General features: G+C 44.2%; 11 protein-coding genes. 6 read left to right on the forward strand and 5 right to left on the reverse strand.

The features are described from left to right. Positions 1-306 precede the first annotated feature (306 nt). Entirely contained in the window at positions 307-2403 is a 2097-nt protein-coding gene (locus RDN93_RS13415) for a BT4734/BF3469 family protein (RefSeq protein WP_308745996.1), read from the reverse strand. Positions 2404-2539: 136 nt separating this feature from the next. Between RDN93_RS13415 and RDN93_RS13420 the strand changes: the two genes are divergently transcribed. Continuing rightward, entirely contained in the window at positions 2540-2977 is a 438-nt protein-coding gene (locus tag RDN93_RS13420) for a DUF6078 family protein (RefSeq protein WP_308745997.1), read from the forward strand. Between the two features lie 481 nt (positions 2978-3458). Here the strand turns inward: RDN93_RS13420 and RDN93_RS13425 are convergent, their stop codons facing one another. Further along, positions 3459-3794 (reverse strand): hypothetical protein, encoded by a 336-nt coding sequence (locus tag RDN93_RS13425; RefSeq protein WP_308745998.1) that lies wholly within the window; start codon positions 3792-3794, stop codon positions 3459-3461. A gap of 42 nt (positions 3795-3836) precedes the next feature. After that, on the reverse strand, positions 3837-4151 hold the full coding sequence (gene trxA / locus RDN93_RS13430) for a thioredoxin (RefSeq protein WP_308745999.1): 315 nt from the start codon (positions 4149-4151) through the stop codon (positions 3837-3839). Between the two features lie 326 nt (positions 4152-4477). On the opposite strand from trxA, the gene RDN93_RS13435 reads away from it, so the two are divergent. Beyond that, positions 4478-4765, forward strand: a complete 288-nt coding sequence (locus RDN93_RS13435) for an RNA-binding protein (protein ID WP_308746000.1) — start codon at positions 4478-4480, stop codon at positions 4763-4765. Positions 4766-4843: 78 nt separating this feature from the next. Beyond that, the gene (locus RDN93_RS13440) at positions 4844-5935 is read left to right on the forward strand and encodes a nitronate monooxygenase (RefSeq protein WP_308746001.1); all 1092 of its coding nucleotides are present in this window, start codon (positions 4844-4846) and stop codon (positions 5933-5935) included. Between the two features lie 87 nt (positions 5936-6022). Here the strand turns inward: RDN93_RS13440 and dnaE are convergent, their stop codons facing one another. After that, positions 6023-9829, reverse strand: a complete 3807-nt coding sequence (dnaE, locus tag RDN93_RS13445; RefSeq protein ID WP_308746002.1) for a DNA polymerase III subunit alpha — start codon at positions 9827-9829, stop codon at positions 6023-6025. Between the two features lie 161 nt (positions 9830-9990). Here dnaE and RDN93_RS13450 point away from each other — a divergent pair, with 161 nt between their 5' ends. The 3 genes from RDN93_RS13450 (at position 9991) to RDN93_RS13460 (ending at position 11768) form a co-directional block, all read left to right on the forward strand. Beyond that, on the forward strand, positions 9991-10677 hold the full coding sequence (locus RDN93_RS13450; protein ID WP_308746003.1) for a phosphatidylserine decarboxylase family protein: 687 nt from the start codon (positions 9991-9993) through the stop codon (positions 10675-10677). A gap of 10 nt (positions 10678-10687) precedes the next feature. Then, a complete protein-coding gene (pssA, locus tag RDN93_RS13455) occupies positions 10688-11395 on the forward strand; it encodes a CDP-diacylglycerol--serine O-phosphatidyltransferase (protein ID WP_308746004.1) in 708 nt (235 codons plus the stop codon). 67 nt (positions 11396-11462) lie between these two features. Then, entirely contained in the window at positions 11463-11768 is a 306-nt protein-coding gene (locus RDN93_RS13460) for a DUF4834 family protein (protein WP_308746005.1), read from the forward strand. A 3-nt stretch (positions 11769-11771) separates the two neighbouring features. Here RDN93_RS13460 and RDN93_RS13465 read toward each other — a convergent pair whose 3' ends face one another. After that, entirely contained in the window at positions 11772-12209 is a 438-nt protein-coding gene (locus RDN93_RS13465; RefSeq protein ID WP_308746006.1) for a nucleoside deaminase, read from the reverse strand. Positions 12210-12300: the final 91 nt, after the last annotated feature.

Here is a 12300-nt window from a genome sequence, read left to right on the forward strand (position 1 = left end):
ATAAAAACAGAACGATTATGACAGTGACCGCCGCCTCGTGGAATAAGCAAAAGGATATACGGCGGACACAAAAAGGAAATTTCCGAATTATAAGGTCAGAGCCTATGTAGTATATATATGTGGGAATAAAGGTTATAAATGCCGGGAAGTGTAAAAGTTCAGAGCTACACAAGAAAATATAAATGGCAATTATCTGCCATCTGCAACAAAACCGCCGTATCCTTCTTATTCACAACGAATTACAGCGTTGCAGATACCTGTTGCAGATGTGTTGCAGATGCAGTATCTGCAACACATCCGTTTGCTTTATGAAAGCCTGGCAACATGATAGACAGTACCGCTACGTACACGTTTCGACGGTATTTCGTGTTTGCGGAGTATTCGTCCGAATACACTCACCCGCTTGTTTGATAACGGTATGGCACTGTTTTTCTTTATATCTTCCAGAATCTCTGCCGGCGAAAGCCATTCACCGTCCTCTTCTTCCTTGACCGGACGAAAATACCGGTAAAACAACTGTTCTTCAAGTGAAACTTGTTCAAACTCACGATTATTCTCCATCATAATCCGTTCTTCAGCCTGGTCAAACCAGTAACGTTCACCATGATCGAGTTCATACATAGCCTGTGCATAAAGTTGGTCGTAATCTATCGCCTTGTTTGTGTCTATCGTCCCACTCACTTCGATACAGATAAAACGACGGCTTCCCGAAGGGTCGGTCAGCAAATCCTTCTGGTTGCTCGTTGCGATAAATGAAGCATAACGGCGCATTTCCAATACAGCATTGCCATAACGTTTGCGCATATTTATAATCGGTTTCTGGAGGATATGCTTCAGGAAACCTTGTTGGGTGGCGCTAATCTGGTCAAATTCATCAATGTTGATGAGTGCAAAGCGATTGAGATAAACTTCGGCATCTCTCTTCTGTGAGAAGTCAATGCTGTCCGTATAATATGCACGTATAGCAGGCGGAATGATACTGCGGCAGAAAGTCGACTTGCGGCAACCTTGCACACCTACCAGTAAGGGAGAAACATTGTTTGCGTATTTTTTATCTGTTCCACGCCAGTGAACAACCATATTGAGAAACCAGCGGTGAAACAGTTCCACCCAATGTTCGTTGTTGCAGGGCACAGTCTGCGCCAGTCCGCGGATACGGTCTTTGCCGTCCCAAGCGGGAAGATGATAAAGGAAGTCTTCCAACGGATTGAATACAGGGATGCGGTTGGAGTAAATATACCGGCTGATATCCCTGTCCCATAGCGGAATACCTTCGGCTTGCGCATCCAGCGCGATACTGTTCAGCACCCGTTTGTCGATAGCGTTGAAATAAAAACGGAATGAGTTCCGCTCGCGATATTCCACTTCGCCCACTTGGGTATTGTAACGGAATTCATAACGCCGCTTCATAAACTCCTCTGTTTGAAGTGACAGAAACTGCTCTTTTCCTAAACTATTTTTCTTTCCGAAGCCTTCCTGTTCGTTATATACATTTTTGACCAACTGGCGAATAAGTGTTTCTTCCCGGTGTAAGTAATAGTGAAAGATAGTACGTTTCACCGTTTCCTCTTCGGGGATACCCGAGTGGAAGCAATTGACAGCCAGTTGTGTCACTACAGCCTGAAAGTCCGTATCTCTTTGGAGAGCACCTTCATCTTCCGCTCTGTAGATTTCTTCATGCGTCTTTCTCAAAGCCGCTTCAAAAAGCATGAATATGGCACGTTCTGTATCATAGCCCGGCACAGCTCGTGTCAACGGAGACTTTTCCGAATGCACTACTTCCCGATAAGACAGTTCTTCGGGCATCCCTCCCGGCTGCGACAGATAAAACGGAACGGAATCCGGTCTGTACATAAGCTCCGGATCGTATGATAATCGTGAATATTGTTCCAGGGCAGGTTCTTTTGACAAAATATTGAACGGGATTTGGGGCTGGTAACATTTCACGGCCAACCGATAAGCATGTGCATGAAACACTTCCGCTTCCTCTCTTTTCTGTGGAAGCGAATTATCGGGACGGGTAAATCTCGCCCAGATTTTCACTGTCCGCCCGCTGGAGCCGGTAAAAGCACAGTAGGTTTGCGGCTGTTCCCAAGCCAATTGTTTTACCAGCGCAACTTCCGATCTCCCCGATAGCGGACCGACTGTCAGCTCAACTATTCCGTTATAACTTTTCATTTGTTTTCCACCTTCCGTCCTACGAAATTCCGCAGCCGGAAGAATCTTTGGCAACTTGTCGGCCTCGTAGCAGCGTGAGTCGGGCAGGGAATATCGCAGCACTTCTCTGAAAGCCGATACTGGCTGCATTTTAGTTTCAGTCCGTGTTTTTTCTATCCACGTTTCCATATCCATTGTAGTCAGCGCAGTAGTTTTGTCCTTGTCTCTTAACTGTGTAATCTTCATTATTTTATTTGTTAATAATATTCTGCTAAGTTAGCCATATTTGTTTGCTCATGCAAATAAATACGATATTTTATTCTGTTTGCCTTTTTATCCGTACATTTGTGGAATTTTAAAATAACAAAACCGATAAAAAGCAATGAAAGAACCGTTCGATTATTCCTTAGTCCCCTATACTTTCGGCATGTGTGCAGCCGAAGAATGCCCGCGTGCCGCAACTTGCCTGCGGCGGATTGCCTTAGAGTATGCTCCGGCAGAGCGTGTTTTCCTGTCAATGGTGAATCCCAACCGGCTGAAAACGATGAAAGACACGTGTGATTATTACCGCTCCGACAAGAAAGTGCGTTATGCACGTGGCTTTATGCGTACGATTAATGCGCTTACTGTTCGTGCGGCAGATACTTTTCGTTATCGTATGATTGAGTATATGGGTAGAAAGAACTACTATTTGAAACGCAGAGGAGAAATGAATCTTACTCCGACAGAGCAACAACGGGTTATCACCATAGCCAAAGAGCTTGGTGTCATTCAACAAGAATACTTTGACGGTTACGTGGAGGAATATAACTGGGGGTAGTCTCGTAAATCTCCTTTGCAAGAAAACAACAGCTACGAGAGTCCCACAGTTTCCATACTAAGAAACTACAGTATCTCTAGCTGGAAACTACAGTATCTATAAGCAGAAACTCCCGTTTCCACACTTGGAAACGGGAGTTCCAACGCTGGAAATCATCTCTTCGGATATAGGAACAAAACTTACCGTCCGATGGGAAAATATTTTAGGCTTATATTGTGTTGCAGATAAAGGTATCTGCAACCTATCTGCAACAGGTATCTGCAACGCCATAATCAACTATCTATCAATCCGTTATTTCGGTTTTGTTGCAGATGGCAGATACTTTTTCTTTTTTCAAACTTTATGGTAGCCGAACCTGAGAGTCAGATATTCATTCAATGCCCTTTCGAAGATTACGAATAATAAAAAAAATAAAAGCCTGGAAAGATTTGCATCTTCCAGGCTTTTCAGAATTTTATCTACTAATGAGACTGGTTCCTGTTTAATCCACCTGCCCCAGAGAGTTTCCGTATTCCATCTCTCCCTGAACCACAAAAAGGATCTCTTCAGGATCATATTCTCCTTGTCCGTCACTCTTAGCTTCTTTTACAATGTAAGCCACAACCTCATCCAAATCGATGTTAACGTAGCCGTCTTCATCGGGCTGAGCGTCGAGAATACCACTTTCAGAATAATATTCGTCGATCAAGTCGATAAAATAATACAACTCGTCATCTACGAATTTCTCCTTCAGCTCCTGAGGCAGATAGTTTTTAATAAATTCGACGGTCTTTTCGTCATCAGCATCTGCCATAAAAAAATCTTCTTCCAGTCCCATAATAATTTAAGTATTAAGTGATAAGTATTAGGTATTTGCCACCTAGAGTAATTTCTTTACTTTTTCGACAAATACCGGTTTGCCTACAGCACCTACCTGCTTGTCTACAATCTCACCATTCTTGAAAAACAATACGGTAGGAATGTTACGGATACCATACTCGGCAGCCATATCACCATTTTCGTCCACATCGCATTTGCCGATGATCACTTGTCCTTCAAACTCTGTTGCCAGTTCTTCGATAATAGGAGCCACCATTTTACAAGGGCCGCACCAAGGAGCCCAAAAATCTACAACAACCGGTTTGCCTTCTGCAAGCACCTCTTTATAGTTGCTGTCTGTAATTTCAAAAGCCATTTCTTTAAGTATTAATTATTAAATTATAGTTTCGCATTCAACTGCGCTACAAATATAATCAAATTATTCCATTTGGTCATATCCGTAGACTTTTTTAAGAGACACAGACCTAAAAGAGAGAATGCTAATAAATAACAATTATCGCTTTTTATAAATAAATCGAGAATTAATGATTGCAGTTCCCGACTATTGTATTACCTTTGCCACTGTTTGAGTTACGAATCGTTATCGCTTAGTTCTTCTTTTTATATCCTTATTATTAAGCAGACCTCTCCTTTAATTATCTCCCTCATTCTTTCTTAGTATTTAATTAATTATTTTTTAAAATGAACATTTACATTTCAGGTTTAAGCTTTGGCACAAATGATGCTGACTTGAACGAATTATTCTCAGCGTATGGAGAAACATCTTCATCAAAGGTTATTATGGATAGAGAAACAGGCAGATCCAGAGGATTCGGTTTTGTTGAAATGTCCAACGAAACAGAAGGTCAGAAAGCAATTGACGAACTCAACGGAAGCGAATTTGACCAGAAGACGATTGCAGTAAGCGTTGCCCGTCCCCGCGAAGAAAGGCCCCGTAACAACAACGGCTATAATTCCAGACGGTATTAATGTATATTCCATCAAGAGTAGGAGATTTATTCTTCTGCTCTTGTTTTTTTCTTACTGTCTTATCACAATATCAATTATATGAAACCATTTTTTATTGGAAATATAGAAATAAAAACACCTATCATACAAGGTGGAATGGGAGTCGGAATTTCATTATCCGGCTTGGCGTCAGCCGTAGCCAACGAAGGCGGCATAGGTGTTATTTCATGTGCAGGCTTAGGCTTGCTATACCCGAAAGGGAAAGGAAGCTACACCGAGAAATGCATTTGCGGACTGAAAGAAGAAATACGCAAAGCCCGGCAGAAATCAAAAGGAATCATCGGGGTGAATATCATGGTGGCCTTATCCAATTATGCCGAAATGGTACGTACTGCCATAAACGAAAAAATAGACGTAATCTTTGCCGGAGCGGGATTACCCCTTGACCTACCCTTATATCTGACACAAGAAAGCAAAACGAAACTGGTTCCCATCGTATCTTCTTCAAGAGCTGCCAGAATTATATGTGAGAAATGGCTGAAGAACCACGATTATCTGCCTGACGCCATCGTAGTGGAAGGCCCCAAGGCCGGCGGGCATCTGGGCTTCAAGAAGGAACAGTTGCAAGATGAGAAATATGCTCTGGAAGCACTGATACCGGAAGTAGTAACGATTGCATCGAGCTACAAAGAAAAAAAGAATATCCCTGTTATTGCCGCCGGCGGAATCTCCACAGGCGAAGATATTGCGAGGTTCATGCAATTGGGAGCCTCAGCCGTGCAGATGGGAAGTATTTTTGTAACCACATTAGAATGCGATGCTTCGCAGACCTTCAAAGAAGTGTACATCGACTCTAAAGCGGAAGATGTCCTCATCATTGAAAGCCCCGTAGGAATGCCCGGAAGAGCCATCAACGGAGAATTTATCCGCAACGTAGAAAAAGGACAGGAAAAACCCAAGTGTTGTCCGTTCCACTGCATCAAGACGTGCGACTATCAGAAGAGCCCTTATTGCATTATCAAGGCATTGTATAACGCAGCCAAAGGAAACATGAAAAGAGGATATGCATTCGCCGGAAGCAATGCCTTTCTCTCTGAAAGGATACGCAGTGTCAAAGAAGTGATCAGCACATTAAACAATGAGTTTCTTCTGGCAAGCGGCCAATTGTCGACAATGAAAATAAGAGTTTAAAAAGAAATGACATAACGAAAAAGAGTATGCCTTGACACAGGCATACTCTTTTTTTGTTTTCATATCCAAGTTCAAACGAATCCCCGGTCAATTTATATGAAATCCCAGTTCGGGACGGTCTTTTAAGTAGGTTATTAAATCACGTCCTACCGAAAGCTTTATCGGTCGGGAAATCAAATCGACCGACATATGATTCACATCGGCATCATCTGTCACCTTGAAGTAAAGTTCCGTATTCCCCGGATGTTCTTTCGTCAATGTAGCAAGTTCCGTGACAAGCGCAGAGTTCAATACAGACAACGGGATAATAATTGTAATCTTCTGCACCAGTTCTTCCTTGACGTCCGGCAGAAGCTCCATAGAGGTAATTTTCACCTCCAGTTCATCCTGCCGCCATTGTTTTGGCTGGCAACGGGCTTTGATATATAAGAAAGTACCTTCGTTGAGATATCCTTGATAAGTCACCCAGTCATTTCCCCAGAACGGGATTTCGGTAGAACCCGAATAGTCTTCTATCTTGGCGATGCCGTAAGGATTTCCATTCTTGCTGATTCCACGGCGGACACTGGTCACAATGCCGCCCATCGTTATTTCACGACCGGCCAGTGCGGCTTTATCTTCCAAATCCGCCATACGTGTGTTGCAGACATGCTCCAACACGATAGAAAACTCGTCCAACGGATGAGCGGAAAGATAGATACCCACCAAATCGCGTTCACGGTTCAGACGGTCGAGATCGCTCCAGCGTTCCACCCCCTGAGGTATTTCAGGAGTTGCCACATCAATCACGTTCTCACCACCGAACAGAGAGTTGACCGCAGCCATCTTATCTGCCTGATAACGGTTTCCATAACGCATCAGAGTTTCCAAAAACACTTCCCCTTTAGAGTTTACAGCGAAATATTGTTCGCGCTTCAGTTCCGGGAAACTATCAAAGCCACCGGCCAGTGCGAGACATTCCATATTCTTCTTGTTGCAGGCATTCAGGTTGACACGCTGCACAAAGTCGAAAATTCCGGTGAAAGGCCCGTTCTTTGTACGCTCTTCCATGATACTTTGCACGGCGGCTTCGCCAACCCCTTTCACTGCGCCAAGTCCGAAACGGATATTACCGTCATGGTTGACGGTGAATTTCAGGTTACTCTCATTTACATCCGGCCCCAAAGTCTGAATCCCCATCGCCTTACATTCGTCCATCAGTTTTGTGATATCGGTAATGTTCGACAAACTTCGGCTCATGACAGCCGCCATATATTCGGAAGGATAGTTCGCTTTCAGATAAGCCGTCTGATAAGCAACCCATGAGTAACAGGTGGCATGCGATTTATTGAACGCGTAGGATGCAAACTTTTCCCAGTCAGTCCAAATCTTTTCGAGCACTTTCGGGTCGTGTCCGTTCTTCCGTCCGCCTTCGATAAATTTGGGTTTCATGTGATCCAGTTTGTCACGCAGTTTCTTACCCATCGCTTTACGAAGGGCGTCGGACTCGCCACGGGTGAAGTCCGCCAGCAAGCGTGACAAAAGCATCACCTGTTCCTGATAGACCGTAATGCCATACGTATCTTTCAGGTATTTCTCCATGATCGGGATATCATACTCAATCGGCTTACGTCCGTGCTTACGGTCAATGAAATCGGGAATATAATCCATCGGTCCCGGACGGTAGAGGGCATTCATGGCAATCAAATCTTCGAATGTAGAAGGCTGCAACTCGCGCAGGTACTTCTGCATACCGGCAGATTCGAACTGGAATGTACCAATCGTACGACCGTCACTGTATAATTTATAGGTAGCAGGATCGTTTATATCTATCGTATCTACATCGACTTCGATGCTACGGCTCAGGCGGATATTTTCGACGGCTTCCTTAATGATGGACAATGTTTTCAGTCCCAGGAAGTCCATCTTAATCAGTCCGGTATCTTCAATTACCGAACCTTCATACTGGGTGACGAGCATCTTTTCACCCGTTTCCTTATCGTCGGCGGTGCTGACCGGCACCCAATCGGTAATATCATCACGGCAGATAATCGTGCCGCAGGCATGCACACCCGTACCACGCACGTTGCCCTCAAGCATCTTGGCATATTTGAGCGTATCCCGCACCAATGGGTCGGGAGATACTTCAGCAGCCTGCAACTCAGGGACATATTCGATGGCGTTGCGCAGGTTCAACTTCTTGTCGGGAATCTTGTCCGGTACTAATTTTGCCAGACGGTCGGATTCGGAAAGAGGAAGTTTCTGTACACGGGCAACGTCTTTAATTGCCAGTTTCGTAGCCATTGTACCATAAGTGATGATATGAGCTACTTTTTCCTGGCCGTATTTATTGGTTACCCAACGTAACACTTCACCACGACCGTCATCATCGAAATCCACATCAATATCAGGCAATGAGATACGGTCAGGATTCAGGAAACGCTCGAACAGCAAGTCGTACTGGATAGGGTCGATTTTCGTAATTCCCAGACAGTAAGCCACTGCCGATCCGGCAGCCGAGCCACGTCCCGGCCCTACCGATACGCCCAGTTCCTTACGGGCCGCATTGATAAAGTCCTGCACAATCAAGAAGTATCCGGGGAAACCCATCGTCTTCATGATGTACAATTCAAAGTTCATGCGTTCCTTTACTTCTTCGGTCAACGGTTCGCCGTATATTCTCTTCGCCCCGTCGAAAGCCAGCTTGGCAAGATAGTCTCCTTCGAGTTTGATACGATAAAGTTTATCATAACCGCCCAAGCGTTTGATTTTCGCTTTCCCGTCTTCTTCGCTCAGCACCACATTACCATGTTCATCCTGGGTAAACTCATCGTAAAGGTCTTTTTCGGTATATTTAGCCCTATATTCCTCTTCTGTCCCGAAATCTTCGGGAATGGCGAAAGTAGGCATGATAGGCGCATGGTCGATGGAGTAATATTCTACTTTATCAAGGATTTCCAGTGTATTGCTCAAAGCTTCGGGCACATCGGCAAAGAGTTCATTCATCTCTTCACGTGTCTTCATCCACTCCTGCTTGGTGTAAAGCATACGGGTAGGATCATCCAGATCTTTACCGGTACTCAAACAGATCAGACGGTCATGCGCTTCAGCATTTTCCTCATCCACGAAGTGAACGTCGTTCGTACAAATCAGCTTGATGTTGAACTTCCGGGCATACTCCATCAAATGCTTGTTCACATTCACCTGCAACGGGTAACATTCATGATTGGCACGGGGAACAGTCGCCTTATGACGCTGCATTTCGAGATAGAAGTCATCGCCGAACAAGTTCTTATACCATTGGATAGCTTCTTCGGCTTCTTCGAATTGTCCGGCAGTAATCCGTTTCGGTATTTCACCACCGAGACAGGCCGAGCAGACAATCAGTCCTTCATGATACTTTTCGAGCTCGCTGCGATCGGTACGCGGACGCATATAGTATCCGCGCGTCCACGCGTGCGATACCAATTTAATAAGGTTATGATACCCTTTTTCGTTCTTGGCCAACACTATCAAGTGATAACCGCTCTGGTCAAGTTTTCCTTCTTTCAGCTCCATCGTGCGGCGGGCCACATACATTTCACAACCGATGATGGGTTTGAAGAGCTTATTTTCCGCTTCTACTATCTTGGCCTTGCAAGCGGCAATCTCCACTTCCTTGTCCTCACATTCTATAGTGCCTGCTTCAATTCCCGCTATTCGCTTCTTCAGGTCTTTGACTTCACCTTTCGGACCGCTATTCTTTTTATTGACGTAATTCGTAAATTCCTTGATACCGAACATATTTCCATGATCGGTCACGGCAATACCCTTCATCCCATTCTTCATGGCTTTATCGACCAGACGAGCTACACCAGCCTGACCATCCAACAAAGAATATTGAGTATGGACATGTAAATGAACGAAATCCTGCATAATGATAAGTAGTTAATTTGAAGGCATAAAATTACTACCTCCCGCGTTATAAACAAAAATAATCCTCAAAAAGTTATCAACATTCACATTTCTATGCTGAATTACTTGCTGATTTTTTAAATTAAGTATATTTTTGCAGACAATATCATTAAACAGCATTCATGGGCCGACTAAAGAAATTGAAAAAAATACGAATTCACCGCGAAGGAACACATATATTATGGGCTAGCTTTTTGCTATTGCTACTGATTAATGCAGCTCTTTATTGGGGAATCGATTGCAAAATACCATTTTATGTGGTAGCAGTAGCGAGTATCGCAGTCTATCTGCTAATGGTGAACTTCTTCCGTTGTCCGATCCGTCTTTTCGGACAGGACACCGAGAAAATAGTCGTGGCACCTGCCGACGGAAAAATCGTCGTTATCGAAGAAGTCGATGAAAACGAATATTTCCACGACCGCCGGCTGATGATCTCTATCTTCATGAGCATTGTGAATGTTCATGCCAACTGGTATCCGGTAGACGGTACCATCAAGAAGGTGGCTCATCACAACGGCAACTTTATGAAAGCGTGGCTGCCGAAAGCCAGCACAGAGAACGAACGTTCTACGGTAGTGATTGAGACTCCGGAAGGTGTGGAAATACTTACACGCCAGATTGCCGGTGCTGTGGCACGCCGTATCGTAACCTACGCCGAAGCAGGTGAAGAATGTTATATCGACGAGCACATGGGATTCATCAAATTCGGTTCCCGCGTGGATGTATATTTACCCATTGGTACGGAAGTCTGTGTCAGCATGGGTCAATTAACGACCGGTAACCAAACGGTTATCGCCAAACTCAAATAATTCTGTCACAATGACAAACGTTATTAAAAACAGTATTCCGAATACCGTAACCTGCCTGAACCTTTTCTCCGGTTGTATCGCTTGCGTCATGGCTTTTGAAGCAAAATACGAACTGGCACTGCTTTTCATTATCTTAAGCGCTATTTTTGATTTTTTCGACGGTCTGTTGGCCCGTGCGCTCAATGCCCATTCCATCATTGGAAAAGATTTGGATTCGTTGGCTGATGATGTCAGTTTCGGCGTTGCACCTTCGCTGATTGTATTCTCTTTGTTTAAAGAGATGTACTATCCCGCAAGTATGGAATTTATAGCTCCTTATCTGCCTTACGCAGCATTTTTGATTTCCGTATTCTCCGCTTTGCGTCTGGCCAAGTTCAATAATGATACCCGGCAGACAAGCTCATTCGTCGGTCTTCCAGTTCCCGCCAACGCTTTATTCTGGGGGTCTTTGGTGGCAGGGGCACATGACTTGCTGGTTTCCGAAGGCTGCCATCCTGTCTATCTTTTTATATTGGTTTGCCTGTTTTCATGGCTGCTGGTATCAGAGATACCTATGTTTTCATTGAAATTCAAAAACCTGACATGGGGTGACAATAAAGTCAGTTTTATTTTCTTGATTATTTGTATTCCTTTCCTTGTTTTTCTGGGAATCAGTAGCTTTGCAGCCATCATTGTATGGTATATTTTACTTTCACTTTTTACAAGAAAAAGTAAATAAACAATCTCTTGGCACGTTTGTTGTACTATGAGTTTTATCAAAGTTACAATATAAAAATCATAGCCCGATGCATATACTTTTATTTATACTTATCTTTATTATTGCCATTGTCGTATTTGGCCTTTCTATTGTAGGTTTCCTGTTAAGAACCATTTTCGGGATAGGCCGCCGTTCGTCGTCGTCATCATCGCGCCCGAACCAGACAGAGTCCGGGCGTACTGCCACGGGGCAACAAAGCTACGGTCAAAACGCTCAGGATACGGCGGATAATGAAGAGGAAATATACTCGGAGAATGTATCGGGAAGAAGACACAAGAAAATATTCACGCAGGATGACGGTGAATATGTGGACTTTGAAGAAATAAAAGAATAACGGCTATCTCCGTTTAGCGGCAAAGAACTCTTTCATGAGCGTGGCGCACTCGTCAGCCATCAGACCTTTAACAACAACTGTTTTAGGGTGCAGGGCCGAACCGGCATATTTCTGATAACCGCGTTTCTCATCTTCGGCGCCAAACACAAGTTTGCCTGTTTGTGCCCAGGCAATAGCTCCGGCACACATCACACAAGGTTCAACCGTAACATACAAGGTACATTCATTGAGATATTTACCGCCAAGCACATTGGCTGCGGCAGTAATCGCCTGCATTTCAGCGTGTGCCGTTACATCATTCAATGTTTCCGTGAGATTGTGGGCACGTGCGATAATCCGCTCTTTACAAACCACGACAGCTCCCACGGGCACTTCTCCCCGCTCGGCAGCCTTACGCGCCTCTATCAAAGCTTGTTTCATGAAATAAGTATCGTCCAGCATCCCAGCCTTTATTTTTAATCCTTAATTATCAATTACCGTCTCATATCATGCTCACCAAAAAGGGTCGGATAATCTTCTTCCATATTCTTAT

Source organism: uncultured Bacteroides sp., from assembly GCF_902491285.1.
GTDB lineage: Bacteria > Bacteroidota > Bacteroidia > Bacteroidales > Bacteroidaceae > Bacteroides.

Bases quoted from the DNA above. Each gene is read 5' to 3' on its own strand.
- RDN93_RS13415 (WP_308745996.1), bottom strand. From the start codon at position 2,403: ATGAAGATTACACAGTTAAGAGACAAGGACAAAACTACTGCGCTGACT.
- RDN93_RS13420 (WP_308745997.1), top strand. From the start codon at position 2,540: ATGAAAGAACCGTTCGATTATTCCTTAGTCCCCTATACTTTCGGCATG.
- RDN93_RS13425 (WP_308745998.1), bottom strand. From the start codon at position 3,794: ATGGGACTGGAAGAAGATTTTTTTATGGCAGATGCTGATGACGAAAAG.
- trxA (WP_308745999.1), bottom strand. From the start codon at position 4,151: ATGGCTTTTGAAATTACAGACAGCAACTATAAAGAGGTGCTTGCAGAA.
- RDN93_RS13435 (WP_308746000.1), top strand. From the start codon at position 4,478: ATGAACATTTACATTTCAGGTTTAAGCTTTGGCACAAATGATGCTGAC.
- RDN93_RS13440 (WP_308746001.1), top strand. From the start codon at position 4,844: ATGAAACCATTTTTTATTGGAAATATAGAAATAAAAACACCTATCATA.
- dnaE (WP_308746002.1), bottom strand. From the start codon at position 9,829: ATGCAGGATTTCGTTCATTTACATGTCCATACTCAATATTCTTTGTTG.
- RDN93_RS13450 (WP_308746003.1), top strand. From the start codon at position 9,991: ATGGGCCGACTAAAGAAATTGAAAAAAATACGAATTCACCGCGAAGGA.
- pssA (WP_308746004.1), top strand. From the start codon at position 10,688: ATGACAAACGTTATTAAAAACAGTATTCCGAATACCGTAACCTGCCTG.
- RDN93_RS13460 (WP_308746005.1), top strand. From the start codon at position 11,463: ATGCATATACTTTTATTTATACTTATCTTTATTATTGCCATTGTCGTA.
- RDN93_RS13465 (WP_308746006.1), bottom strand. From the start codon at position 12,209: ATGCTGGACGATACTTATTTCATGAAACAAGCTTTGATAGAGGCGCGT.